The 25,365-nt window shown below is 67.3% G+C and carries 22 protein-coding genes; 16 read left to right on the forward strand and 6 right to left on the reverse strand.

Annotated elements, in window-relative coordinates; genetic code table 11:
* Nucleotides 1-54 precede the first annotated feature (54 nt).
* Genes EV649_RS38260 through EV649_RS38270 form a run of 3 tightly spaced genes read left to right on the forward strand, consistent with a single transcriptional unit; the run spans nucleotide 55 to nucleotide 4,390 of the window.
* Entirely contained in the window at nucleotides 55-2,928 is a 2,874-nt protein-coding gene (locus EV649_RS38260; protein ID WP_130388627.1) for a S8 family serine peptidase, read from the forward strand.
* Between the two features lie 47 nt (nucleotides 2,929-2,975).
* Nucleotides 2,976-3,533 (forward strand): TetR/AcrR family transcriptional regulator, encoded by a 558-nt coding sequence (locus EV649_RS38265; RefSeq protein ID WP_130388628.1) that lies wholly within the window; start codon nucleotides 2,976-2,978, stop codon nucleotides 3,531-3,533.
* A complete protein-coding gene (locus EV649_RS38270) occupies nucleotides 3,530-4,390 on the forward strand; it encodes an LLM class F420-dependent oxidoreductase (RefSeq protein WP_130388629.1) in 861 nt (286 codons plus the stop codon). Before EV649_RS38265 ends, EV649_RS38270 begins: the two co-directional genes overlap by 4 nt.
* Here the strand turns inward: EV649_RS38270 and EV649_RS38275 are convergent.
* Nucleotides 4,370-5,047, reverse strand: a complete 678-nt coding sequence (locus tag EV649_RS38275; RefSeq protein WP_157996392.1) for a helix-turn-helix domain-containing protein — start codon at nucleotides 5,045-5,047, stop codon at nucleotides 4,370-4,372. The genes EV649_RS38270 and EV649_RS38275 overlap by 21 nt on opposite strands.
* Before the next feature lie 50 nt (nucleotides 5,048-5,097).
* On the opposite strand from EV649_RS38275, the gene EV649_RS38280 reads away from it, so the two are divergent.
* Nucleotides 5,098-5,598 (forward strand): cupin domain-containing protein, encoded by a 501-nt coding sequence (locus EV649_RS38280; RefSeq protein ID WP_206751602.1) that lies wholly within the window; start codon nucleotides 5,098-5,100, stop codon nucleotides 5,596-5,598.
* Here EV649_RS38280 and EV649_RS38285 read toward each other — a convergent pair.
* Nucleotides 5,595-6,602, reverse strand: coding sequence for a LacI family DNA-binding transcriptional regulator (locus EV649_RS38285; RefSeq protein WP_130388632.1), 1,008 nt, complete (start codon nucleotides 6,600-6,602; stop codon nucleotides 5,595-5,597). The genes EV649_RS38280 and EV649_RS38285 overlap by 4 nt on opposite strands.
* 137 nt (nucleotides 6,603-6,739) lie before the next feature.
* Here EV649_RS38285 and EV649_RS38290 point away from each other — a divergent pair, with 137 nt between their 5' ends.
* The 11 genes from EV649_RS38290 to EV649_RS38340 all read left to right on the forward strand — a co-directional run bounded on the left by EV649_RS38290 (nucleotide 6,740) and on the right by EV649_RS38340 (nucleotide 20,388).
* The gene (locus EV649_RS38290) at nucleotides 6,740-8,035 is read left to right on the forward strand and encodes an extracellular solute-binding protein (RefSeq protein ID WP_130388633.1); all 1,296 of its coding nucleotides are present in this window, start codon (nucleotides 6,740-6,742) and stop codon (nucleotides 8,033-8,035) included.
* 5 nt (nucleotides 8,036-8,040) lie between these two features.
* Nucleotides 8,041-8,973, forward strand: a complete 933-nt coding sequence (locus tag EV649_RS38295) for a sugar ABC transporter permease (protein ID WP_241999206.1) — start codon at nucleotides 8,041-8,043, stop codon at nucleotides 8,971-8,973.
* A complete protein-coding gene (locus tag EV649_RS38300; protein WP_130388634.1) occupies nucleotides 8,970-9,785 on the forward strand; it encodes a carbohydrate ABC transporter permease in 816 nt (271 codons plus the stop codon). Before EV649_RS38295 ends, EV649_RS38300 begins: the two co-directional genes overlap by 4 nt.
* A complete protein-coding gene (locus tag EV649_RS38305; protein WP_130388635.1) occupies nucleotides 9,782-11,245 on the forward strand; it encodes a hypothetical protein in 1,464 nt (487 codons plus the stop codon). Before EV649_RS38300 ends, EV649_RS38305 begins: the two co-directional genes overlap by 4 nt.
* Before the next feature lie 20 nt (nucleotides 11,246-11,265).
* Entirely contained in the window at nucleotides 11,266-13,266 is a 2,001-nt protein-coding gene (locus tag EV649_RS38310; protein ID WP_130388636.1) for an alpha-amylase family protein, read from the forward strand.
* A gap of 10 nt (nucleotides 13,267-13,276) precedes the next feature.
* Nucleotides 13,277-14,842 carry a malate synthase A gene (gene aceB, locus EV649_RS38315; protein ID WP_130388637.1) on the forward strand — a complete coding sequence of 522 codons (1,566 nt, stop codon included), beginning with the start codon at nucleotides 13,277-13,279 and terminating at the stop codon, nucleotides 14,840-14,842.
* A gap of 111 nt (nucleotides 14,843-14,953) precedes the next feature.
* Nucleotides 14,954-16,741, forward strand: coding sequence for a peptide ABC transporter substrate-binding protein (locus EV649_RS38320; protein ID WP_130388638.1), 1,788 nt, complete (start codon nucleotides 14,954-14,956; stop codon nucleotides 16,739-16,741).
* A gap of 1 nt (nucleotide 16,742) precedes the next feature.
* A complete protein-coding gene (locus EV649_RS38325) occupies nucleotides 16,743-17,720 on the forward strand; it encodes an ABC transporter permease (RefSeq protein ID WP_130388639.1) in 978 nt (325 codons plus the stop codon).
* Nucleotides 17,707-18,636, forward strand: coding sequence for an ABC transporter permease (locus tag EV649_RS38330; protein ID WP_241999215.1), 930 nt, complete (start codon nucleotides 17,707-17,709; stop codon nucleotides 18,634-18,636). Before EV649_RS38325 ends, EV649_RS38330 begins: the two co-directional genes overlap by 14 nt.
* A complete protein-coding gene (locus tag EV649_RS38335) occupies nucleotides 18,633-19,610 on the forward strand; it encodes an ABC transporter ATP-binding protein (RefSeq protein WP_130388640.1) in 978 nt (325 codons plus the stop codon). The genes EV649_RS38330 and EV649_RS38335 overlap by 4 nt, the downstream gene beginning before the upstream one ends.
* Nucleotides 19,603-20,388 carry an ABC transporter ATP-binding protein gene (locus tag EV649_RS38340; RefSeq protein WP_130388641.1) on the forward strand — a complete coding sequence of 262 codons (786 nt, stop codon included), beginning with the start codon at nucleotides 19,603-19,605 and terminating at the stop codon, nucleotides 20,386-20,388. The genes EV649_RS38335 and EV649_RS38340 overlap by 8 nt, the downstream gene beginning before the upstream one ends.
* On the opposite strand, the gene EV649_RS38345 is transcribed toward EV649_RS38340, so the two are convergent.
* From EV649_RS38345 to EV649_RS38360, 4 genes are all read right to left on the reverse strand, one after another.
* Complete coding sequence (locus EV649_RS38345; RefSeq protein WP_130388642.1) at nucleotides 20,377-21,528, reverse strand: DegT/DnrJ/EryC1/StrS family aminotransferase; 1,152 nt, start codon at nucleotides 21,526-21,528, stop codon at nucleotides 20,377-20,379. The two genes, EV649_RS38340 and EV649_RS38345, sit on opposite strands and share 12 nt — an antisense overlap.
* On the reverse strand, nucleotides 21,510-23,285 hold the full coding sequence (locus tag EV649_RS38350) for a hypothetical protein (protein WP_130388643.1): 1,776 nt from the start codon (nucleotides 23,283-23,285) through the stop codon (nucleotides 21,510-21,512). The genes EV649_RS38345 and EV649_RS38350 overlap by 19 nt, the downstream gene beginning before the upstream one ends.
* A gap of 69 nt (nucleotides 23,286-23,354) precedes the next feature.
* Nucleotides 23,355-24,659: a transcriptional regulator gene (locus EV649_RS38355; RefSeq protein WP_130388644.1), complete on the reverse strand. Its 1,305-nt coding sequence runs from the start codon at nucleotides 24,657-24,659 to the stop codon at nucleotides 23,355-23,357.
* Nucleotides 24,660-24,668: 9 nt separating this feature from the next.
* The gene (locus tag EV649_RS38360) at nucleotides 24,669-25,037 is read right to left on the reverse strand and encodes a cupin domain-containing protein (protein WP_130388645.1); all 369 of its coding nucleotides are present in this window, start codon (nucleotides 25,035-25,037) and stop codon (nucleotides 24,669-24,671) included.
* A gap of 61 nt (nucleotides 25,038-25,098) precedes the next feature.
* On the opposite strand from EV649_RS38360, the gene EV649_RS38365 reads away from it, so the two are divergent.
* Nucleotides 25,099-25,320: a hypothetical protein gene (locus EV649_RS38365; protein WP_130388646.1), complete on the forward strand. Its 222-nt coding sequence runs from the start codon at nucleotides 25,099-25,101 to the stop codon at nucleotides 25,318-25,320.
* The last annotated feature ends 45 nt before the right edge of the window (nucleotides 25,321-25,365 follow it).

The following is a 25,365-nucleotide window of genomic DNA, read 5'->3' on the forward strand; positions in this document are numbered from 1 at the left end:
CGATTTAAGGCCTGGACCGAATATGGTCGGTCCACTCATCTTGGGGGTCCCCCGTTGTCCCGTCCCACCCAATTGCTGCGCCTGGCCCTGCCCGCGGCCCTCGTCGCAGCCGGCTTGGTCGCCCTCTCCGGATCGTCCGGATCCGCCGCCGAGCCGCGCCGTCCGTACCGTCCGCCGTTCGCCGGCCAGCACGCTGCCGCCAAGACCGAGTTCGAGCCGAACGCCGTCCTGGTGAAGTTCAAGCCGAAGGCAACCGCCTCGGCCCGGAAGGCCGCGGTCGCCCGGGCCGGTGCGACGCCGGACGACCAGGTGTCCTCGAACGTCGTAAAGGTCAAGGGCGAGGCAGCGGCGCCTGACCTGCTGAAGAAGCTGAAGGCCGACCCGAGCGTCGAGCTCGCCTCGCTGAACTACAAGCGCCACGCCACCGCCGTGCCGAACGACGAGTACTACGGCACCGACCAGGCGGCGTACCTGAACACGGTGCGGATGCCGCAGGCCTGGGACCTGTCGAAATCGACCGGCAGCCAGATCGTCGCGGTCCTCGACACCGGTGTCGACGCCGGCCACCCGGATCTCGTCGGTCACCTCGTGCCCGGGTACAACGCGGTGTCCAGCACCCGCCCGAACCCGGTCGACGACAACGGTCACGGGACGATGACACTGGGTATCATCGCCGGCGCCGCGAACAACGGCATCGGCGTCGCCGGCGTCGGCTGGAACGTGAAGGCGATGCCGGTCAAGGTCCTCGACGCCAACGGCAGCGGCTACGACTCCGACATCGCGGAGGGCATCGACTGGGCGGTCGCCCACGGCGCCAAGGTGATCAACATGTCCCTCGGCGGGCCCGACAACGACCCGGTCCTGTACGACGCGATCAAGCGTGCGTACGCCAACGGTGTCGTGGTCGTGGTTGCTGCTGGCAATGACGGCAGCGGCGATCGCCAATACCCGGCTGTGTACCCCGAAGCGATCTCCGTCGCGGCGACCGATGCGACCGGCTCACTGACCGACTTCAGCTCGTTCGGCTACTGGATGGACATCGCGGCGCCTGGCGTGGACATCCTCAGCACCGGTCCGCGGAACCTGACTCCGCCGGATTATGAGCCGTACTGGTACTGCACCGGCACCTCCTGCTCGACTCCGATCGTCGCAGGCGTCGCGGCGCTGGTACGGAACAAGTGGCCGTCGCTGACGCCGGCCCAGGTCGCGCAGCGCCTCGAGATGTACTCCCGTGACGCGGGCCCGCGCGGCATCGACCAGTACTACGGTCACGGCAACCTGGACGCGTACGCCGCCCTCGGCGGCCGCTTCGCCCCGGACTTCCCGACGGCGGTCGCGGACGGCAACGACCAGCCGATCCGCGCGAAGAAGCTGACCGGCTTCGGCTCGACCACGGGTGCGATCGACTCCGAGGGTGACGTCGACTGGTACTCGATCGATCTCGCGGCCGCCCAGGATGTGCACGTCGCGGTCACCGGTCCCAGCTACGACGAGCGCACCACCTACTCGAACGTCGGTCCCGTTGTCGATGTCTACGACACGGACCTGAACTTCCTCGGCCATGCGGACAACGAGTTCCCGGTCGTGGACCCGGTCAAGGGTCCGCTGTGGGGTCCGCTGACCGCGGCGGTCGACGTCAAGGCGGGCGCAGGCACGACGTACCTGGCCGTCCGCAACTACAACGGTTCGAAGGTCACCCGGCCGTACACGCTGACGCTGGCGAGCAGCACGTCGGGCGTGGCGGCCACGGGGTGGGCATACGGGATCCGGGACGTGTACCCGGCGAACCTGGCATCCGGCGCGCCGGCGTCGGTGACTCCCAAGGTGACGTTCGCGCGGGACATGGACGCGGCGTCCGTGCCCGGCTCTTTGCAGTTGCGCGACGGGAAGACCGGCGAGTACGTCAGCGAGTCCACCACCTACGACCCCGCGACGCGGACGGCCACGCTCACGCCGCAGCAGCCGCTCCTCGACAACCGGCCGTACAACATCGAGGCCACGTTGTACCTTGTCGGCGCGGACCACCAGCAGGTGCAGCCGTTCTCGACGGTCTTCACCACCGCCGATCTGGCCCCGAAGGCGCTGACCACGTTCACCGGCAGCGGTGCCTATCTGGCCGCGAACCTGGCCTGGACGATTCCGCCGACGAACGACCTCGATCAGGTGATCGTACGGCGCAATGTCGGGAGCAAGGCGCCGACGCCGACGACCGGGACGCTCGTGTACGCGGGGACCGGGACCGGTGTGAAGAACACCGGCCTGGCGCAGAGTACGACGTACACCTACGCCGCCTGGGTGGTTGATCGCACGGGCCACTACAGTCCGATCGCGGTCGAGCAACTGCTCGGGATGAAGTCGGGGATCGCGGTGACCTCGACGCTGCTCAACTACGGCGGCTCGATCACGATCAAGGGCAGCACGCTGCGGATCGACAATGTCGCGTACGCCGGGTTGCCGGTGAACGTCTACGTACGGCCGAAGACGTCCTCGAAGTTCACGCTGCTCGCGGCGCTCAAGACGTCGTCGACCGGGACACTCTCCGTGACGCACAAGCCGCTCGTGTCGTCGGTCTACATGCTGACGTTCCCGGGCAACGCGTCTCTGATGGGCACCCGCACCGTTGACGTCACCGTCCAGGTCAAGCCGACGATCTCGGCCACCCTGTCCCCGGCGTCGATCCGGCTCGGTGGGACGACCGCCTTCAGTGGGTACGTCCTTCCGGCGCACTACGGGCAGTCGGTCTACCTGCAGCAGTACGGCAACAAGGTGTGGAAGTCGATCGCCTCGGTGAAGCTGAGCAGCTCAGGCAAGTACGCCTTCGGCATCCGGCCCGCAGTACGCGGCCAGATCGCCTACCGCGTCTACTTCCCCGGCGACGCCGACCACGCCCCGGCGTACACCGTCAACAAGATCGTCACCGTCAGCTGACGGCCACCTTCATCCACCCGGCTGTACCTGTGGGTACAGTTGGGTGGGTGGAGACGGTGGAGCGGTTGATTCGGAGTACGCAGGAGTTGTTGTGGGAGCGGGGGTATGTGGGGACCTCGCCCAAGGCGATTCAGCGGGCTGCGGACGCCGGGCAGGGGAGTATGTATCACCACTTCACAGGCAAGGCGGAGCTCGCGAAGGCGGCGATCGAGCGGTCGGGCGCCGAGTTGCGGGCGGCTGCCGACGTGCAGCTGACCGGTGAGGGTACGGCGGCCGAGCGGATCAGCGGATATCTCGGGCGGGAGCGGGATGTGCTCCGCGGGTGTCAGGTGGGGCGGCTGGCGGCGGATCCGGACGTGGTTGCGGATCCGGAGTTGCGGGCACCGGTCGCGGAGACGTTCGAGTGGTTGCGGGCCAGGCTGGCCGAGGTGGTTGCTGAGGGCAAGCGTACGGGCGAGTTCCCGGCGTCGCTGGACCCGGCGCGGACCGCCGCGACGATCGCCGCCGTACTGCAGGGTGGGTATGTGCTCGCCCGGGCGGCCGGGTCGACCGAACCGTTCGAGCTCGCGGTCCAGGGCCTCGTCGATTTGTTGGGAGCGAAATGAAGATCGGTGCGGTGTTTCCGCAGCTCGAGATCGGCGCGGACCCGAAGGTCGTGCGCAACTGGGCGACCACCGTGGAGGAGGCCGGGTACAGTCACGTGCTCGCCTATGACCACGTGCTCGGCGCGGATCCGTCGAACCGCCCGGGCTGGACCGGGTACACCGACAAGTCCTTGTTTCACGAGGTTTTCGTGCTGTTCGGCTACCTGGCCGCGATCACCACGGAGCTCGAGCTCGTCACCGGCGTACTCGTCGTGCCGCAGCGCCAGACCGCGTTGGCGGCGAAGCAGGCGGCCGAGGTCGACGTACTGAGCGGCGGCCGGCTCCGCCTCGGCGTCGGCATCGGCTGGAACCACGTCGAGTACCAGGCACTCGGCGTACCGTTCAAGCAGCGCGGCGCTCTGCTGGAGGAGCAGGTCGACGTACTGCGGAAGCTCTGGGCAGAGCCCGTCATCTCGGTCAAGGGCAAGTACCACGAGATCGAGGAAGCCGGGCTGAATCCCTTGCCTGGCAGGGAAATCCCGATCTGGTTCGGCGGCAGCGCGGATGCCGTACTGCGACGTACCGGGCGGATCGGTGACGGCTGGATGCCGCAATCAGCGCCGGACGAGAAGGCCCGCAGGCAAATCGCGACGATCCGCGAAGCAGCGGAGGCGGCCGGCCGCGACCCGCAGTCCATCGGAATCGAAGCGAGACTGACGCTCGGCGCCGTACCCGAACAGGACTGGCGCTCCTTCGCCGACGGGTGGCGAGACCTCGGCGCGACCCACCTCTGCGTCAACACCATGAATATGGGTCTGTCCCAGCCGGAAGAGCACGCCGAGCTCCTCCGCGACGTACTACCGCGCCTGCGCGACTGACGGCACGAACGGGGCGAACGGGCTGCTACGGAACCACGCCGGGAACGCCTTGCACAGCTGCGGCGGTCCGACCAGCTCGACGCGTCCGGTGCGGATCGCGCGCGAGTAGGTCAGCTGCTTCAGGTGCAGGTCGACGAGCGTCAAAGCATCGGTCCGGCAGACCAGATCCTCGGCGTACCCGCTGGACCTGCTGCACAGCTCCGGCTGCGGTCGCCGCAGCAGCATCCAGTGCTGCTCCGCCGGACGGTCGCGCAGCTCGAACCTGATCACCGTCGTCCCGTCCGGGATCCTGTCCAGGTCCACCAGCTTCATCGTTGCCCAGAGCACGTACGCCGGCTCCAGATGCCCCGGCTCGATCTCCAGCCAGCGCGCACCCCATTGCCCCATCGCGTCGAGCACTGGCCGCAGCGCCTGGCCCATCTCGGTCAGCCGGTACGTGACCGCGCGGCCGTCGACGGTACGACGGAGTACGCCGTGACGCTCGAGTACGTCGAGACGCTGGGCGAGGAGCGCCGTGGAGATACCAGGCGCTCCTTGGCGGATCTCGTTGAACGTGCGGCAACCGTTCAGCAGGTTGCGGACGATGATCGGCGTCCACCGTTCCGCCAGCAGCTCGGAGCTCCTGGCGATCGGACAGAACTGGCCGTATCCGCGCACAACTTCACTGTCGTTCGCTCGCGGCCGGATGGCAACTTCAGAATTTGATATTGCCTCGCATCCCCGGCCGGACGACTGTGGGAGCAGTCGAGCAGGAGGCGGTGGGGACGATGACAGGTCAGGCGCACGTGGTGACGAAGGGTGCCGGACGGACCGTGGATCTCGGGGTGGCCCGGATGCGGGTGCTGGCCGATGATGCCGTCACGCGGACGTTCTCGTTGACGGAGTTCGCCGGGGAGGCCGAAGGTCCGTGGACAGTTCCGCACCTGCACCACGGGTTCGAGGAGTCGTTCTTCGTACTGGAGGGTGAGTTCACCTTCACCGTCGGTGGTGAGGCGGTGGTGGCCGGCGCCGGCACCTACGTCCTGGTCCCGAAGGACACCGCGCACACGATCAGCGCCGCCCGCGGAGGTGGTCGCTTCCTCACGCTGATGGTGCCGGGCGGCCTGGAGAAGATGTTCGTCGAACTCGGCGAACTCCCTGCGAACGCGGTCACCGACCCCGTGGCCCGCAAGAAGGTCTCGGCCCGCTACGACTCGATACCGGTCTAGAGGCCCCGGTTGGCGGTCGATCCGCGGATCACAAGTGGGCAAGGCAGCGTGATCGTCTCGGCCGGGCGGTCCGGGTCGGCGATGCGCTGCCGGAGCAGGTCGATGCCGGTTTCGACGATCGCATGGATCGGCTGCTCGACGCTCGTAAGGTCGAAGGCCTCCCAGGCGGCCATTTCGGTGTTGTCGAAGCCGATCACCCAGACGTCGTCGGGAACCCGGGCGCCGACGGCGCGGGCGCCGTCGAGGATGCCGAAGGCCAGCAGGTCGGTGACCGTGTAGATCGCGGTCGGCGGTTTCTTGCGGGACAGCAGCTTCTGCGCGGCCGCGTGGCCGTCGGCGTGCGGGACGCCGACGGTGATCACGTTGCTGGGCTTGATCTCGACCCCGGCGTCGGCGAGTGCGGCGCGGAACCCCTGGTCGCGGTCGCGGGACGTGTTGCTGGTGGGGGCCAGCGTCACCAGGCCGATGTCGGTGTGCCCCGCGTCGACGAGGTACCGGCCGGCGTCGTACGCGCCCTGCCGGTTGTCGCCGACGACCTGATCGCAGTCCAGCCCGTCGATCCCGCGGTGCAGCAGGACCGTCGGCGTACCGGATGCCAGCGCCATCGTGTGCAGCCTCGAGTCGAACGTCGCCGACGTCAGCAGGAACCCGTCGACGAGTCGCTGCTGGAGCACCTCCGCGACCGCCTCCTCGGGATCGTGCTCGATGTTCCACAGGATCATGTGCAGGCCCATCGAGTTCAGCACCCGGCCGATCTCGTCGAGCAGCTCGGCGTGGAACGGGCTGGTCACCCGCGTCATGAACACGCCGATGGTGTCGGTCCGGCCGGTCTTCATCGCCCGGGCCAGCGCGTTCGGCGTGTAGTTCGCGTCCTTCAGCACCTGCAGGACGCGGGCCCGTGTCTCCGGGTTGACCTTCGGATTGTTGGTCAGCACCCGCGACACCGTCGCCTGCGACACCCCGGCCAGACGCGCCAGGTCGCGACTCGTTGGTGGTCGTGCCATCGTCCGCCTCCCCTCGTGGTCCCCGAACCCTACTCAAGAGTGTCCGCACCAGGCGTTGACCACGCCAACGGAGCTGTGTATACGTATTCAGTAGCTGAAGTGTATACGTATTCATCCCTCGCGGATGGGAGATTCCGGTGCAGACCAACCTCTCCAACCTGAACCGCCGCAGGTTTCTCGCCGGTCTGACGGGACTGACGGCCGCCGGCCTGCTGGCCGGCTGCGGTGGCAAGGGCAACGCAAGCAGCGGTAAGGGCCTCATGTTCTTGAATTGGGAGCAGGTGAAAGGCAACCCGCTGGAGCAGGCGATCCAGGCGTTCGAGAAGCAGTCCGGGACGCAGGTCACCATCCAGCCCGCGGTCACCCAGGAGTACGACACCAAGATGCGCACCCTGATCGCCGGCGGCAGCCCGCCGGACGTGATGCGGATCAACGACGACTTCGTTCGCGGCTTCTCCCAGCAGGGGGCGCTGCTGGATCTGCGGCCCTACATCGAGAAGGACAAGCTCGACACGTCGCAGTTCGCCAAGGAGACGTTCGAGTTCCCGAAGCAGCCCGACGGCTCGCACACCGCCTGGGTGCTCGGGTACGAGCCGCGGCTGATCTTCTACAACGCCGATCTGTTCAAGCAGGCCGGCGTACCGCTGCCGCCGACGACCTGGACGTCGCAGGGCTGGACCTGGTCCGACTTCGAGGCGGCCGCGAAGAAGCTCACCGACCCGGCGAAGAAGCAGTACGGCGCTCTCGTGTACCTGGACACCGGCTACGAGCAGACGTTCACCGTCAACCACGGCAGCGAGACCGGCATCTTCTCCAAGGACGGCACGCAGTTCACGCTGCCGGGTTCGAAGGAGGTCGAGGCCCTGCAATGGGCGACCGACCTGACCTGCAAGGACAAGGTGCAGCCGCCGTGGTCCGTGCTGCAGCAGGACAATGCGGAAACCCAGATGTTCGCCCAGGGCAAGCTCGCGATGATGTTCGCGACCTTCGGGACGGTGCCGTACCTGCGGTCCACGATCAAGGACTTCACCTGGGACGTCGCTCCGCCGCCTGCTGACGTGGAGCAGAAGACCGAGTCGAGCGTGATCGTGTTCTGCGTCCCGAAGAAGGCGAAGAACCCCGACCAGGCGTGGGAACTGCTCAAGTACCTGGCGAGCGAGGAGGGCGGCAAGACCCTGCTCCAGGGCGGCGCCTTCACGCCGATCAACCTGAAGGCCGCGGCCGGGCTCGCGCCGAACGGCAAGGCGCCCGCGCACATCGGGCTGTTCGCCGAGGCGGCGAAGCACCTCACCGCGACCAACCAGACGAAGAACACGATCGGCGCCCGTGAGCTGTACCGGCCGGCGCTGGACACCGCCTACAACTGCGAGAAACCCGTCGGCGACGTGCTCCAGGGCGTCAAGTCCCAGGTGGAGAACGCCTTGAAGGGTTGATGTCGATGGCAACCATCACGATGGCGCGCGACCGCGGCGCTGTTCAGGTGGCCGACGTACGCCGGGCGCGGCGCCGGCAGAATCTCACCGGCTGGTTGTTCATCAGCCCGATCGTGGTCGGGGTGGTGGCGTTTCAGTTCTTCCCGATCCTGGTCTCGATGGCCGCCTCGCTGACCGACTGGAACGGGATCGCGGCGCCGAAGTTCGTCGGGCTGAAGAACTTCACCGAGATGTTCAGTGACGATCCGTTGTTCCTGCAGACGTTCAAGAACACCGTCTACTTCACACTGGCGAGCATCCCGCTGACGATCGGCATCGGCCTGGTGCTGGCATTGCTGTGTGCCCGCCCGATCCGGGGCGTCGCGTTCTTCCGGACGGCGTACTTCGCGCCGTACGTGACGAACGTGGTGGCGATCGGGTTCGTCTGGTTCTGGTTCTTCCAGCCGGACAACGGGGTGATCAACGGGCTGCTCGACCAGCTCGGGATCCACGGCCCGCAATGGCTGTCGAGCTCGAGCTGGGCGATGCCGGCGGTGATCATGGTCAGCGTCTGGCAGGGCATCGGGTACCCGATGATCATCCTGCTCGCGGGCCTGCAGGGGCTGCCGGCCGAGTACTTCGAGTCCGCGCGGATCGACGGGGCCGGCGCGTGGCAGCGGCTGCGGTTCATCACGCTGCCGTTGCTGACACCGCATTTCCTGTTCCTGCTGATCACGCAGTTCATCACGTCGTTCCAGGTGTTCGGCCTGATCTACGTGATGACCAAGGGCGGGCCGGGCCACGCCACCAGCGTCTACATCTTCAACATCTACCAGAACGCGTTCAGCTACGGGAAGGTCGGCTACGCCTCCGCGATGGCGTGGATCCTCTTCGCGGTGATCGCGGCCGTCACCTACCTGCAGTGGAAGCTGCAGAAGAGGTGGGTGTTCTACACATGAGACTCGTCTCCAAGACCTCGCAGTACGTCGTGATGTCCTTGTTCGCCATCGTTTTCCTGGCACCGCTGGTGTGGATGATCAGCGCCTCGCTGCGGCCGGAGGCGAAGGTGCTGAGCGTGCCGCCGAAGTTCCTGCCGACGGACGCGCACTGGGACAACTACCGGCAGGTGTTCGAGCTGATCCCGGTGTTCCTCTGGAACAGCGTGAAACTCGCCGGGTTGAACGTAGTAGGGATCCTGATCGTCGCGTCGATGGCCGGCTACGCGTTCGCGCGGCTGAAGTTCGCCGGCCGGGACGCGGCGTTCATGGTGCTGCTCGCCACCTCCATCATCCCGGGGATCGCCTACCTGATCCCGCAGTACATCGTTTTCCGGCAGATCGGGTGGGTGGACACGCAGTACCCGCTGTGGGTGCCGAAGGTGCTCACGCCGGTGTTCGCGACGTTCCTGATGCGGCAGTCGTTCCTGACCGTTCCGCAGGAACTCGAGGACGCGGGCAAGATCGACGGGGCGTCCACGTTCGGCATCTACTGGCGGATCATGCTGCCGCAGACCAAACCGGCGCTGGCCGCGATCGGGGTGTTCACGTTCCTGGAGTCGTGGAACGACCTGTTCGGCCCGCTGATCTACATCAATTCCGAGAACCTGCAGACGCTGCCGGTGGCGCTGGCCCAGTTCCAGGGCGAGTACTTCACCCAGATCAGTCTGCTGATGTGCGGTGCGACGGTTTCCGTCGTACCGGTGATCGCCGTCTTCCTCTTTGCCCAGCGCTATTTCATCCAAGGCATCACGATGACAGGAATGAAGGGGTGAGCACCGTGCCGGACCGGCTCGTTGCCATGCAGATCGGAGCGGTTTCGTTCGTCGACGAAGGCGTCGACCAGACACTCGACATCCTGGCCGACCGCGGCGCGGTGAACGCGCTGTTCCTGGCCACGCCGACCTGGACCCGCGGAACCGGCGGGCGGCAGATCCCGGGGCACCCGCTCCCGGACCACGGCGTGGGTGAGTACGACCTCGGCTGGGTCGGCGGCAACTACGCGACCCCGCACCCGCAGTACTACGGAAATACCGTGCTCGGCGCGGTCGGAAAGGCGCCGGAAAATCCGGAATTCGACCTGCTCGGTGAGGTGATTCCGAAGGCCCGGGAGCGCGGGATGAAGTCGTTCGCCTGGATGGAGGAGAGCGGGGGCGCGCGCGAGCTGCGGACGTACCCGAACTTCGCCAAGGTGCTCGAGGTCGACGTGTGGGGCCGGCCGGGCCGGCGGCCGTGCTTCAACAATCCGGACTACCGCAACTGGCACCTCGGGTTCGTCGAGGACTACGTGCAGAGCTACCAGCTCGACGGGCTGGCCTGGTGCTCGGAGCGGCCCGGGCCGCTGAACATGCTGATGCAGGGCACGGTCGACGTACCCGAGGTCGGTTGCTTCTGCACGCACTGCCGGCGGATTGCCCGCGAACGTGGCATCGATGTCGATCGCGCGCTGCGCGGCTACCGCGAGCTGGTCGACTGGAACCAGCGGGTCGGCGCCGGTGAGCGCCCGGTGGACGGCGCATTCGTGACGTTCTGGCGGATTCTGCTGAACTTCCCCGAGGTCCTGGCCTGGCAGACGTTGTGGACTGAGAGCCAGCGGCAGTTGTACCGCGACATCTACGGGGTGGCGAAGGCGATCTCGCCCGAGGTGCAGGTGGGCTGGCACGTGTACCACAACATCTCGTTCAGCCCGTTCTACCGGGCGGACCAGGACTACGCCGAGATGGCGAAGTTCTCGGACTTCGTCAAGGTCGTCATCTACAACAACTGCGCGGGCCCGCGGTTCTTCACCTGGGTCAAGAGCATCTGCGGTGCGCTGTTCGCCGACGCCGAGCCGGAGGACGTCTACCCGCTGATGATGAAGCTGCTGCAGCTCGACGAAGGTGACTACGAGAAGCTGCCGCAGACCGGATTCACCGCGGACTACGTACGGCGGGAGACCGAGCGCGCGGTCGCGGGCGTCGGCGGGCAGAGCAAGATCTACCCGGGGATCGACATCGACATCCCGGTCGGGGTCGCGAAACAACGTGGGCTCGAGTCGCCGCGGGACCTCGGCACCAAGATCAACTGGGACGACAACGAGGGCGAGCTGACCCGGTGTACCCGGGAGTCCGTGCGGGATGCGACGCTGGCCGCGTTTGAGGGCGGCGCGGAGGGCGTCGTACTGAGCCGGAAATACTCGGAAATGCTGCTGGACAATCTTTCCGGTGCCGGAGACGCGGTCCGGAGTCTCCCGTGAAGCCCTGGTACCAAAGGACAATGCGGTGGGCGCAGACCAACCTCACCGAGAAGGATCCAGCGCGGTACGACGCCGACTGGTGGCGGGAGCACTGGCGGCGTACGAAGGTCCAAGGGGTGATCGTCAACGCCGGCGGCATCGTCGCGTACTACCCGAGCAAGTTCGAGCTGCACCACCGGGCGGAGTACCTCGGCGACCGGGACCTGTACGGCGAGATCGTCGACCTGGCCCGGCAGGACGGCCTGACCGTACTCGCCCGGATGGACTCCAACCGGGCCCACCAGCCCTTGTACGACGCACACCCAGATTGGTTCGCGGTCGATGCCAACGGCAATCCTTATCGGGCCGGTCGCCTGTACGTCGCCTGCGTCACCGGCCCGTACTACAGGGATTTCCTGACCGGGATCCTCGAAGAGATCATCGAGCGCAGCGCGCCGGACGGCCTGACCGACAACAGCTGGAGCGGTCTCGGACGGGACTCGATCTGCTACTGCCCGAACTGCCGCGACAGCTTCGGCCAGGAGCTGCCCACCGCCCCGGACTGGACGGATCCGGTCTACAAGCAATGGATCCGCTGGAGTTACGACCGGCGGCTGGCGGTCTGGGACCTGAACAACGAGGTGACGCGCCGGGCGGGCGGTCCGGACTGTTTGTGGATCGGGATGAACGGGGGCGAGGTCGTTGCGCAGAGCAAGAGGTTGCGCGACGACGTCGAGATCTGCAAGCGGGCGTCGATCTTCCTGCTGGACTCGCAGTGGCGGCACGAGGAATCCGGGTTCCAGGCGAACGCCGACGCCGGAAAACGCCTGCACGGGTTGCTCGGCCCCGAAACACTGATTCCGGAAAGTACTGCGATGTACGACGCCGGCGTTCCGACGTTCCGGCTCGGGAGCAAACCCGAACCGGAGGCACGGATGTGGGCGATCGAGGGCTGGGCCGGCGGGATCCAGCCGTGGTGGCACCACATCGGCTCGGTGCACGACGACCGGCGGCAGTACGCGACCGCGGAGCCCTTGTTCGCCTGGCACGAGGCGCATGAGGAGTTCCTGGTCGATCGGGAGCCGGTCGCCACGGTCGGCCTGTTCTGGAGCCAGCGGAGCGTGGACTTCCACGGCAAGGACGAGCCTGAGGAGGTCAGCCAGCTGCCGTACCGGGGCTGGGTGGATGCGCTGATTCGCGCGCGCATCCCGTACCTGCCCACGACCGAGGTGGATGAACGATTCGAGGTCCTCGTCGTGCCGAACGTGGGCGTGCTGACGGATGAGCAATGCGACCAACTGCGCGCCTTCAGCGGGAAGCTCGTCGTGACCGGGGAATCGGGGCTCTACGACGAGTGGGGCGATCGCCGGGACGACTGGGTGCTGGGCGATCTGCTGGGCGTCCGGCACCAGGGCAAGCGGCTCGGGGACGGGACAGTGACGGACTGGGAGAACTACGACAGCCACAGCTACCTGCGGATCGACGACCGATCGGTTTTCGACGGCGACACGGACGTGCTGCCGTTCGGCGGGCAGTTGGAAGTGGTCGAGTCCCAGGCACGGAAAGCGTTGTCGTGGATTCCGCCGTTCCCGATCTACCCGCCGGAGAAGTCGTGGATGGAGGAGCCGACCAGCGACGTACCGGCCCTGGTCCTCGGTGAACGTACGGCGTACCTCGCGGCCGACCTGGACCGGTTGTACACCAAGTACCACCACCCGGACCACGGGCAGCTCCTGGCGAACCTGGTCCGTCACGACGGCATTCCGCTGCACATCGAGGGCGCCGGCGTACTGGACTGCCAGCTGTACCGGCAGGGCGACCGGCACGTGCTGCACCTGGTCAACCTCGATCAAGGCGGCGCCTGGCGCGGCCGCCTGCAGGAGCTCACCCCCGCCGGTCCGTTCAAGGTCAAGGTCAGGGCGAGCGGATCGCGGGCGCGGCTCCTCGTCTCGGGCGGTGAGGTGGACGTGCAGGAGCAGGACGGCTGGATTACGGTCGGGGTAGACCGGATCACCGATCACGAAGTCGTAGTTCTGAGTTAAGGAGTTCCCTGTGGCAGTCGAGGTCACCGGCCCGATGGGCGAGCGGTACGACGAGATCCTCACCGAGCGGGCGCTCGGACTGATCGAGACGCTGCACCGTGCGTACGACGGACGGCGGCGGGAGCTGCTCGAGCGACGCCGGCAGCGCGTCGCGGAGATCGCGGCCGGGGCCTCGCTGGGGTTCCTGGCGGACACGAAGGACGTTCGTGACGACCCGGAGTGGCGGGTCGCGCCCGCCGCTCCGGGGCTCGTCGACCGGCGAGTGGAGATCACCGGACCGACCGACCGGAAGATGACGATCAACGCGCTGAACTCGGGCGCCAAGGTGTGGCTGGCCGACCAGGAGGACGCGAACACTCCGACCTGGGAGAACGTGGTCGGCGGCCAGCTGAACCTGCTGGACGCGATCACCCGGCGCATCGACTTCAGCACCGACACGAAGAGCTACGCGCTGAACCCGGACGAGGAGCTGGCGACGATCGTCGTACGGCCGCGCGGCTGGCACCTGCCGGAGAAGCACATCCTCGTCGACGGCGACGAGACGTCCGGCTCGCTGGTGGACTTCGCGCTGTACTTCGCCGCGTCTGCGCAGCTGCAGCTCGACCGCGGCCAGGGACCGTACTTCTACCTGCCGAAGATGGAGTCGCACCTCGAAGCGCGGCTGTGGAACGACGCGTTCGTCACCGCGCAAGAAGCGCTCGGCATCCCGCGCGGGACGATCCGCGCGACCGTGCTGATCGAGACCTACCCGGCCGCGTTCGAGATGGAGGAGATCCTGTACGAGCTGCGCGAGCACTCGGCCGGGCTGAACGCGGGGCGCTGGGACTACATGTTCAGCGTGATCAAGACGCACCGGACCCGCGGCAAGGACTTCCAGCTGCCGGACCGGAACAGCGTGACGATGACGGTGCCGTTCATGCGCGCGTACACCGAGCTGCTGGTGCGGACCTGCCACAAGCGCGGCGCGCACGCGATCGGCGGGATGGCGGCGTTCATCCCGAGCAAGGACCCAGCGGTGAACGAGCAGGCGTTCGCGAAGGTCGAGGCCGACAAGACCCGCGAGGCCGGCGACGGCTTCGACGGTTCGTGGGTCGCGCACCCGGGGATGGTCGAGACCTGCAAGGCCGTCTTCGACAAGGTTCTCGGCTCGAAGCCCAACCAGCTCGACAAACTGCGCGAGGACGTCGCCGTCACCGCGGATCAGCTGCTCGACGTCGCTGCCACGCCGGGTGAGGTCACCGAAGCCGGCCTCCGCAGCAACGTCAGTGTCGCCGTCCAGTACCTGGCCGCCTGGCTCGACGGCACCGGCGCCGTCGGCATCTTCAACCTGATGGAGGACGCGGCGACCGCCGAGATCTCCCGGTCGCAGATCTGGCAGTGGCGCCGGAACGAGGTCACCCTCGACTCTGGGGATACGGTCACCACCGAATTGGTCGAGCGGATCGCCGACGAGGAGATCGCCAAACTCGGTACGCCGGAGCGGTACGACGCCGCTCGCGCCCTGTTCCTGGAGGTCGCGCTCGCCGACGAGTACGTCGACTTCCTGACGCTCCCGGCGTACGAGCGCTTCAGCTGACACCGATCTAGATCAATTTCGGTAATGGCCGTAAAGCGTTGACATCGACGCTCGTACGGCCCTACGGTCGCGCCATAAGTCGAGTTCAGGACGCCAGAAAGGCGACACTCCATGGCCAAACGCGCGAGCTCGGTTCCCCCTGTCGGCCAGACCCGGCGCGACTTCCTGCGATTGTCCGGTCTGACCATGGCTGCGATCGGCGGCAGTTGGTCGCTGACCGGTTGCGGTCTGTTCGGTGACGACAGCAAGGCGGCCGACGGCCAGTCGACGCTGAAGATCGACTACGTACCGGTCGAGGTGCTGGACCCGCAAGTGATCACCAACGGCATGTGGATCCTCAGCCGTGGGATCTCCGAGGGCCTGGTCGCCCAGAACGAGAAGGGCGACGGCGTGCTGCCGGCCGTCGCTTCCGAATGGAAGGTGTCCGACGACCACCTGACCTACACGTTCACGTTGCGCGACAACGCGCAGTGGTCCGACGGCAAGCCCGTTGTCGCACAGGACTTCGAGCGGACCTACAAGCGGCTGTTCACGCCGGCGGCGACGTCGGCCGGCGGTACGACGCTCGGCGCGAACAGCTACCAGGTCTCGACCGGGATCAAGGGTGGCAAGGACTTCCTGGCCGGCGTACTGACCGACTGGTCGAAGGTCGGCGTGAAGGCGAACGGGGACCACGAGCTCGTGCTCACCCTGTCGAACCCCAACCCGGACTTCCTGCTGGCGCTGACCCACCCGGCGATGCTGCCGCTGCCGATGGACCTGGTCGAGAGCAAGCCGAAGGACTGGCAGAACCCGCCGAACTACGTGTCCAACGGGCCGTACACGGTGACCGAGTGGGTCCCGAACTCGAAGCTGATCCTGGTGCCGAACGAGAAGTACTGGGACCGCGGCAACGTCAAGCTCGGCCGGATCCAGGTCAACCTGGTCGAGCCTAGTGCGGCCGCGACCGCGACGGTGGCGTACGAGAACGGCGAGACCGATCTGGTGCAGCTGGCCGGGCCCGACGTACTGCGGTTCCAGAAGGACGCGAACCTGTCGAAGGAGCTCAAGCAGACCGAGAACTACAGCATCCTCTACCTCGCGAAGCTGCGCAGCCAGCACCCAGCGATGGAGGACGTCCGGGTCCGCAAGGCGCTGTCGCTGGCGCTCGACCGCAAGACCCTGGCCGGCGTTCAGCCCGGTCAGGAGCCGGGGGTCTCGCTGGTGACCAGCCGGACCGGAGGCTGGGACGCGAGCCTCGGGATCAAGGAGGACGTCGCCGAAGCCAAGCGCCTGCTCGCCGAGGCCGGCTATCCGAACGGCCAGGGCCTGCCGCCGGTGCGGATCCTCGTCGGCGTACCGGACACCACCCTTGCGGACGCGATGGTGGACAGCTGGACCAAGCAGCTCGGCATCAAGGCGAGTGTCGACCACGTCGAGTCCGGCGTGTACACCGAGCGGCGCTGGCAGGTTCAGAAGGGCAACTACATCGGCTTCTACTACGGCACGTTCGCCGGACTGCCGACCTGGCCGACGATGGTCGGTTCGCTCTGGTCGCCGAAGAACGTGCAGGAGATCAGCCTGCCGAGCGACCAGTGGCAGAAGTACCAATCTGTGCAGGAGGACAAGAACCTCAAGCCGGCCGACAAGACCGCACAGCTCGACGCCATCCTCGCCGGGCACGCGTCGAAGCCCGCGCGGGAGATCAGTGCGCTGGTCGACAAGGCCAACACCGAGGCGGACGACGCGAAGCGGATGGAGTTGTACAAGCAGGCGGCGAAGCTGCGCGAGGAGCAGTACCTGTACCTGCCTGTGCTCTGGCTGAGTCTCTTCCACGCGGTCAAGCCGAAGGTGCAAGGGCTGCAACTGCGGGCCTACCCGGACTACTTCTACCTCAAGTCGCTGAGCGTAGGGAGCTGACGTGGGGCTCGCCGTCTACCTCGGCAAGCGCGCGGTGCGCCTGGTCCTGTCGTTGATCGCGGTCTCGATCCTGACGTTCACCCTGCTGCAGCTCGCGCCCGGCAACTTCGCCGATCTGCAGCGGGTGAACAGCGGCGCCACGAACTTCGGCGGCGTCGGCACCGAGTCGATGGTCGGCGAGCTCGAGTCCCGGTACGGCGCCGACGTACCCGTCTGGAAGCAGTACCTGATCTTCATGAAGGGCGCGGTCGTCTGGGACTTCGGGCCGTCGTACAAGTACGCCAGCCGCAACGTCCAGGACATCATCTCGGAGGCGTTCCCGGTGTCGGCGACGCTAGCGCTGCTAGCCGTCCTGCTCGCGCTGCTGATCGCCGTACCGATCGGGGTGTTCGCGGCGTTGCGGCAGAACACCAAGACCGACCACGCGACGATGTTCGCGGTCACCCTCGGGCACGCCTTGCCCAGTTACCTGACCGCGGCGTTCATGATCCTGCTGTTCTCAGCGACCCTGAAGCTGCTGCCGTCCGGCGGCTGGAACGGCCCGGAGGACCTGATCCTGCCGGTGCTCGCGCTCAGCCTCGGCCCGGCCGCGGTGCTCGCGCGGTACGTGCGGTCGAGCATGCTTGAGACCCTGCGCGAGGAGTACGTCACCGCGGCGCTGGCCAAGGGCGGCCCGCGGCGGACCGTCATCATCCGGCACGCGCTGCGCAACTCGTTGATCCCGCTCGTCACCGTGGCCGGCCCGCTGCTGGCGGCACTGATGACCGGCACGGTGTTCGTCGAGGCACTGCTGCGGATCCCCGGTCTCGGGTTGTACTTCGCGAACGCGGCGGCCAGCCGGGACATGCCGTTGCTGATGGGTACGGCGATGTTCTTCGCGCTGATCCTGATGGTGACCAACCTGGTCGTGGACCTGATCTACGGACTCCTCGACCCCCGAATCCGTACCGTGGGAGGTGGGTCCCATGACGGCCACTGAGGGCGTCGAGGCCGTGGTCGGCACCATGAGTACCGGCGAACCGGAGCCGATCGAGCGCGGGACCACCGCGCGCGGTCCCTGGTCGCGGGCGTGGTCCCGGTTTCGCAAGCACCGGCTGGCTTTCGGCAGCCTGATCTTCTGCGCGTTGCTGATCCTCACCGCGCTCGCGGCGCCGCTGATCGCGCCGTACGGCTATGAAGAAACCGACATCCAGCACAAGCTGGCGGGCCCGGGTGCTCCCGGGCATTTGCTCGGCACGGACCTGCTCGGCCGGGATATCCTCAGCCGGCTGATCTACGGTTTGCAGACGGCGTTGACCGTGGCGTTCGGTGCTGAGTTGACGGCGCTCGTGCTGGCATTGGCGATCGGACTGCTGGCGGGCTACCTCGGTGGCCGGGTCGAGTCGTTGCTGATGGCATTCACCGACGTGATGTACGCGTTCCCCAGCTACCTGTTCGCGGTGGTGATGGTCACCGTGCTCGGTCGCAGCATCTTCGCGCTGGTCGTCGCGATCGGGATCGCGTCGTGGGTCACTCAGGCGCGGCTGGTCCGGGCCCAGGTGATGACGCTGAAGGAACGCGAGTACGTCGAGGCGGCCCGGTCGATGGGCGCCAAGGGCAGCACGATCGCGATCCGGTACATCCTGCCGAACGCGATCGGGCCGATCCTGGTCACCACCAGCTTCGCGATCCCGGCCGCGATTGCCGCCGAGGCAGGGCTAGCGCTGCTAGGGCTCGGCGTACAGCCGCCGACCCCGTCCTGGGGCGCGATGATCAGTGAGGGCAGCCGGTACCTGCTGGCGGCGCCGCACATGCTGGTCGCGCCGGCGGTGCTGTTCGCCCTTACCCTGCTGGCGTTCACGTGGATCGGCGACGGCGTACGGGATGCATTCGATCCGAGTGGAGAGCAGCGATGAGCGAAGACGCGTTGCTGTCCGTCCGCGAGCTGCGGACGACGTTCCGGCGCGAGGGCGCCGAACCGCTGACCGCTGTCGACGGGGTGTCGTTCGACGTACGGCGTGGGCAGGCGCTGGCGATCGTCGGCGAGAGCGGTAGCGGCAAGAGCGTCACCATGCGCAGCGTGATGGGCATCCTCCCGCGGACCGCGCGGATCACCGGTGGCCAGGCGCTATTCGGCGGCCGGGACCTGCTGGCGATCGGCGACAGGGAACTGCGCAAGGTCCGCGGTCGCGAGATCGCGATGGTTTTCCAGAGCGCGATGGAGGCGATGAACCCGACGCTGACGTTGGAGCGCCAGCTCACCGAACACCTGCTCTGGCACGGGATCTGCAACAAGGCCGAAGCTCGCAAGCGCGCCGTACGGGCGCTCGGCGACGTCGGGATCCCCGACCCGGAGAAGCGGATCCGCACGTACCCGTTCCAGCTGTCCGGCGGGATGCGGCAGCGCGCGATGATCGCGATGGCGATGGTGACCGAGCCGGCGCTGCTGATCGCCGACGAGCCGACCACCGCCGTCGACGTCACCGTGCAACGGCAGATCCTCGACCTCCTGGCGGAGCTGAAGAACCGCGGTACCGGCGTCATCATGATCACCCACGACCTCGGTGTCGCCCGTTACTTCTGCGACGACGCGGTCGTGATGTACGCCGGTCGCGTGGTCGAGCGGGCGCCGATGGACCGACTGCTCGACGATCCACGCCATCCGTACAGCGTTGGTCTGCTCGGTTCCGGGGTCGAGGTCGGCGGCCGGGACCTTCCGTTGCGGCCGATCCCGGGCAGCCCGCCTGACCTGTCCCACCGTCCCGAGGGCTGTCCGTTCCATCCGCGGTGTGCGCAGGCCGAACTGCCCAGGTGTGCGACGGAGCAAGAGATCCTGACGATCGGTCCCGGCCGGGACGCCGCGTGCTGGAAGGTGGCCGTCGATGCCTGACGAAATGGTTCGCGCCGAGTCTGTGACCAAGGTCTTCCGGACCCGTGCCGGAGAGGTTCGCGCTGTCGACGACGTCTCGCTGACTGTGCACCGCGGCGAGACGCTCGGCCTGGTTGGGGAAAGCGGCAGTGGCAAGTCGACGATGGCGCGGTTGATGATGGGTCTGCAGACCCCGACATCGGGGCGGGTCGAGTTCGACGGGCAGGACCTGAACAAGTTGCCGGCTCGTGAGTTGCGGATGTTGCGGCCGCGGATGCAGATGGTCTTCCAGAACCCGTACGGTTCGCTGCTGCCGCATTTCAGCGCCATCGGCAACGTGATGGAGCCGCTGCGCCTGCACGAACGGGGCGACAAGGAGTCCCGGCGTACCAAGGCCCTTGAACTGCTCGACCTGGTCGGTATCAACACCGGCCACGCGGAGCTGTACCCACGGCAGTTCTCCGGCGGTCAGCAGCAGCGCATCGCGATTGCCCGTGCGCTCGGCCTCGAACCCGACCTGCTCGTATGCGACGAGCCGACGTCGTCCCTGGACGTCTCGATCCAGGCCCAGATCCTCGAACTCTTCACCGACCTCCGCGACCGCCTCGGCCTGTCCTTCCTGTTCATCTCCCACAACCTCGCAGTAGTAGAACGACTGGCCGACCGCGTAGCAGTCATGAACAAAGGCCAACTGGTCGAGGAGAGCTCCACCGAGGACCTGTTCCGCGCCCCCCAAGACGACTACACCAAGCAACTACTCTCCGCCGTACTCCCCATCCGCCAGGACTCAGCCCTGTAGCGCGTTGGTGAGGGTGGTTGCTAGGGATTGGGTTTGTTGTTCGGTGCCTAGTAGGTAGGGCTGGGGGAGCCAGATGGTGTCGGTGGAGACTTTGTCGGCGTTCGGGCAATCCGCCTCTGGGTAGGGCTGGCCCAGGCGGGTGGTGATTGCTTTGGATTCTCGGAGTACGGCGGTGTTGCGGTGCAGGGGGACGTAGCCGCTGGATGCTCGGGTGATGCCCGCGGCGGCGAGAGATTGTAGGACGGCATCGCGGCGGCCGGGGACTCGGAGCATGAACAGGTGCCGGCCGTGTGCGGTGATCGCCGGGTCGTCCGGGGCGAGCTGGATGCCGTCAACGTCGGACAGCAGGTCCGTGAGGAGTCGCGCGTTGCGTTCGCGCAGCTCCTGCAGGCGCGGGTGACGCCGCAGCTGGACCCGCAGAATCGCCGCCTGGAACTCGGTCAGACGCAGGTTGTACCCGACCGCCTCGTGCTGGTACCAGCCACCGCCCGGCACCCGGCCGACGTTCACCAGCGAGTACACCGCGCTCGCCAACTCCGCGGAGTCGGTGAGTACGGCGCCCCCTTCGCCGGCGGTGATGTTCTTGCTGCTCTGAAAGCTGAACGTGCCGAGGTCACCGATCGCGCCGACCGGCCGGCCCTTGTACGCCGCCCCGTGTGCCTGGGCCGCATCCTCGATGATCGTCAGCCCGTGCCTGGCACCGAGCGCATTGAAGGCGTCCATGTCCGCCGGCCGACCCGCGAGATGGACGACAACGATCGCCTTCGTCCGCTCGGTGATCGCAGCCTCGGCCGCGACCGGATCGAGGAGATGAGTGTCCGCATTCACGTCCGCAAAAACCGGCACCGCACCAACGAACAGCGCCGCCGAAGCGGTCGCGATGAAGGTGTACGGCGGCACGATCACCTCGTCACCGATGCCCACACCAGCCGCCCGCAAAGCCACCGCGATGGCGAGCGTCCCGTTGGCGAGGCAGATCGCGTGCCCCGCCTGCTGGTACTCCGCGAACTCCTGCTGGAAGGTAGCGACAACATCCCCGCTGGTGCTACCCCACTTCCCCGAGTTCAGCACCTCCAGCAGGGCCTTCGCTTCTTCGTCGTCGTACTGCGGCCACTCGGACATCATGGTGTGATCACCCATCTGTTGTCTCCAGCAACGATATCCGCGGTCAGTTCGACGAAGGTCCGGCCGAGCCGTTCCACCGTCTGGGCCGAACCCTTGCCCTCCTTCACAATGGGGCCAGTGCTCTGTACGGCGAGCAGCACCGCAGCGCCCGGCACCGACTCCGAAGCCTCGGCTCGTACGGCGAGACCGTCCGGATGCGGCTCGACCGACAGCACGACTCCACGCCGGCTGCGCTCCCAGCTGTTGATCCGGGTGGCCGTCCACCACGGCATCCCGCGCCGTCGGGCCTCCGCAGCGAGCTCGATACACGCCGCCCGCGTCGGCGGGCGTAAGTGCAGGTGCGGCCCATGGAACAGGAAGTGCGCAACACCATGCACCGACTGAGCGCCATCCAGGATCACGTCCCGTACGGAGACGTGCCCGGCCCAGGCGAGATCCTGGGTGTGCAGCGGCAGGTTGAGTACGTCGTACGTCCGGTTGCCCTCAGCAATCGGTGCCATCGGGAACGACACGTGCGAGGCGCCGAACGTGAAGCCCACATCACCTTGTTTACTGGGCCCGCGCGACTCGTCGATCTGGATACCGAGCCGTTCGCACCAGGTATAGAACTCGGTCCAGCCCTCCCAGCGCGTGTAGTGGTTCTTGTTCGAGACGATCTGCTCGGTCCCGGTCACGGCTTGCGCCCAGGCGTACTGCGCGCGCATCTGAGGCCAGCCCCAGACCGCGAGGTCCGCGTCGCCCATCGCGTTGTAATGCAGGGCATTCTCGTGCCCTGCCGCGGTGATCGCCTCGTACAACTCGGGGGAGTACCCGCCCGGGAACACATGGCACCACGTGACCTGAACCTCGGCCTCGGCGAACGCATCGATTGCCGCCTGACCGTGTTCCTCGACGTTCTGGTCGGAATCGTGCGACATGTGCGCGACGGCGTCGACACCGGCCGGCCAGTACCAGAGCCACGGCACTGCGACCCCGGCCTGTGCGGTGCCCCACCACAGACTCTGCGCGAACAACGAGCACCACCAGTCGGCGTGCGGCTGGTCGAACATCGGTACGGCGCTCGGCGGCGGATAGGTGTGCTCGTACGTCGGGAGCAACCCCGGCTCGCCCGGTGGCATCGCCCGGTCCCGCTCGAAGCTGAGCACCATCCCGTCCTCGCACTTGAGGATGCCGTCGTCGATCGGCGCGGTGCCGTCGGCGGCCGGTTCACCGTCGGCGGTGATGGCGTACCCCTGCTGGATCCGGACGATGGTCTGCCATAGGTCGACGCCGTACGTCAGCACGATGCCCGCGTCGAGCCGCCGGAGGGTGACGGCGGCCGCGTCGTCGTCCTGCCAGCGGGCGAGCACCTCGACGTCGTCGCCAGTGAGTCGACGACCGCCGACAGCGTGCAGCGCGACCGGTGGACGGGACGACCAAACCGGGGTTTCGGACAGTACGACGTGGCCGTCCGGGACGCTGTCGCCGGCCGATACACCCGCGAGCGCGGACAGCGGACCGGGATCGCCGACGAGGATCAGCACACCGCCGCTGCGCACCCACTGCTCGAGACCGTTGGTCGCGCCCGCATCAGGAGTGGTCGCGAAGACCAGCACTGACACATCGTCCGGCGGCGCGGCCGCCGAGCGAGGGGAGATCGACCGGTACGGCAGCCGCAGGTGTCCGAGCACCTCGGCCAGGTAGACCCACCAGGCGTCCTGGCCCGCCTGGTGGGCCCGCTCGATTGCCGCCCGGTCGTCCACCACTGCGACTGCATGAAGGGGTTCTGGCACGCGACCAACCCTGCCCCAGGCGTCCTCCTTCGGCAAGGCCTAAATAGCTGTTATGGACGACCGTAATAACTAGCGGGGAATCTTCTCCACCAGGAGTTGGTACGGGCGTGGTGGTCGGCCGAGCTTGCTCGAGCGGGGTGGCGGCATCGGCCAGGCCAGACCCTCATCGACCAGCATGCTCAGTGTTCGGCGGGCGGTTCGTAGTGTGACGCCGAGGAGTTCGGCGACCTTCTCCGCGTCGACGATCCGCTCGGTGTCGTTCGCGTTCTCCAGTTGCTCGGCCAGCGTGGCCAGAATCTGGAGCGCGCGCGAGTCGCCCGGCACCGAGCGCTCGACGGCACGCGTGCGCTCACCAGGAACCTGCAGCACGAAGCCGTGCGGCCCGACCACGAACGCGGTGCCGCCACCCTCCGCCTTGTCGACGGCAGACTGCGCGTTCACCTCCGCCTCGCGGGTCGACGTACCGAGGCCGATGCCGACCTCGAGCCGGATCCCCAGCTCCTCGGAGATCCGGTCCAGGAAGGGCGCCATCGACAGGTTGTCGGTTGCCAGCCGCAACGAGCCCATCGTCGTGACGATCAGGAAGCTGTGCTCGTCCCGCGGGACCACCGCCGCGTCCATCGGCCGGGCGTCGCGCAGCAACTCGCGGTGCAGTGACAGCCGCAGCTCCTGGTACCAGTACGCGCTGGCGCTCGCGTGCGCGGGCAACGAGGCGGCGGGCACCCGGACGATCATCGTGACGATCCGCGACTCCTCGAGCTTGGCGCCACTGCCCATCAGGATCGCCGTGGTCAGCGCCTGCCGGATCGTCATCGACGACGGCGTCATCCGCAGGGTCGGTACGCCGGCCTTGCGCAGCGCCACGTCGACGGTCGGCACCGTCGTCACCGCCCCGGTGGTCCGCCCGCGCTCGTGCAGGGTGCGGTGGAAGTCGAGGAACGTCTCGGCCGACTCCGGGCTGGTGTATTCCTTCAGCCGTACGCCGGAAGCGCTCAGGCCGATCTCTTCGTAGACGTGCGTGAGATCGCGCCGCGACATCGTGTCGACGCTGATCCGGGCCGGATCGAAGACCTTCTCGAGCACGCCACGAAGCAGAGTCGAGAACAACGCCGGTCCGCCGCTTGGCACGTACGTCGCCGGCACGGGCAGCCCGCCCGCGACCGCCACGTCGTACGGCAGCGGTCCCGCGAACAGGAAGGAGTCGACGCGGGAGGCGATCCGGGCTGCCTGCTCGTGCGCGTCGTGCTCGTCGGCGTACTGAGCGGTGACCAGCCGCAGGCCGGGGTTGTCCAGCTCGCGGGCCAGGTTGATGATCCGGTGCACGATCTGCTCGGCGCCGACAACGCCGACCGTCACTTGTTCGTGGGTCGCCACTCCGTCAGGTTAACGGGGTGGGTCGACGTTGACGGTGGGGATCCCGCCGCCCGCCCGGGCGATGATCGCCAGGGACGGGTCGTCCGTGGGGTTGCTCTCGCGATGGACGGTGAAGGCCGGCACGTGCACGAAGTCACCGGCGACCGCGTCGAGGTACTCGTCGGTGCCCTCGAACTCGAGCCGCAGTACCCCTGACACGATGTAGAGACTGCTCTCGTTCCGGTCGTGGTGGTGCCAGCCGGAGATCGCACCAGGCTGCGTGATGACCTGGCCGGCCCACAGGATCGGGAGCTCGAAGGCTCGCATCCGGAGCATGCCGGCCGTCGGGTCGGCGGCGACCAGATCACCAGCTTTGATCACACGGACCGGCTCACTCATGGCAACAGTCTGCCTCTGCGTGAGCTGCCCCGGCCAGCGGGGCGGCGCGTAGGGTTCGGCTATGGCGAGGATTGTGTTGCGGATCCGGATGATCAGCGGTGACCACCTGGATCTCACCTACGAGGAGCCCGGGGCGGCGGACGACGTGACTGTCCAGCATGCCGTCACAGCACTCGCGAGTGATTCCGGACTGCTTCGGTGCAGACATGGCGATCGGGACATGGTGCTGTTCTCCCGCGGAGTCGCCGCCGTCGAGATCGCGCCACGAGGCGCGGTGCTGTAAGCACGGCCGGATGCCCTGGCCGGGGTCGGCCAGGGCATCCGGTGT

This window comes from Kribbella sp. VKM Ac-2569 (assembly GCF_004216905.1).
Taxonomy (GTDB): Bacteria; Actinomycetota; Actinomycetes; order Propionibacteriales; family Kribbellaceae; genus Kribbella.

Bases quoted from the DNA above. Each gene is read 5' to 3' on its own strand.
- EV649_RS38330 (WP_241999215.1), top strand. From the start codon at position 17,707: ATGACGGCCACTGAGGGCGTCGAGGCCGTGGTCGGCACCATGAGTACC.
- EV649_RS38345 (WP_130388642.1), bottom strand. From the start codon at position 21,528: ATGGGTGATCACACCATGATGTCCGAGTGGCCGCAGTACGACGACGAA.
- EV649_RS38270 (WP_130388629.1), top strand. From the start codon at position 3,530: ATGAAGATCGGTGCGGTGTTTCCGCAGCTCGAGATCGGCGCGGACCCG.
- EV649_RS38360 (WP_130388645.1), bottom strand. From the start codon at position 25,037: ATGAGTGAGCCGGTCCGTGTGATCAAAGCTGGTGATCTGGTCGCCGCC.
- EV649_RS38285 (WP_130388632.1), bottom strand. From the start codon at position 6,602: ATGGCACGACCACCAACGAGTCGCGACCTGGCGCGTCTGGCCGGGGTG.
- EV649_RS38365 (WP_130388646.1), top strand. From the start codon at position 25,099: ATGGCGAGGATTGTGTTGCGGATCCGGATGATCAGCGGTGACCACCTG.
- EV649_RS38310 (WP_130388636.1), top strand. From the start codon at position 11,266: ATGCGGTGGGCGCAGACCAACCTCACCGAGAAGGATCCAGCGCGGTAC.
- EV649_RS38320 (WP_130388638.1), top strand. From the start codon at position 14,954: ATGGCCAAACGCGCGAGCTCGGTTCCCCCTGTCGGCCAGACCCGGCGC.
- EV649_RS38300 (WP_130388634.1), top strand. From the start codon at position 8,970: ATGAGACTCGTCTCCAAGACCTCGCAGTACGTCGTGATGTCCTTGTTC.
- EV649_RS38340 (WP_130388641.1), top strand. From the start codon at position 19,603: ATGCCTGACGAAATGGTTCGCGCCGAGTCTGTGACCAAGGTCTTCCGG.
- EV649_RS38295 (WP_241999206.1), top strand. From the start codon at position 8,041: ATGGCAACCATCACGATGGCGCGCGACCGCGGCGCTGTTCAGGTGGCC.
- EV649_RS38335 (WP_130388640.1), top strand. From the start codon at position 18,633: ATGAGCGAAGACGCGTTGCTGTCCGTCCGCGAGCTGCGGACGACGTTC.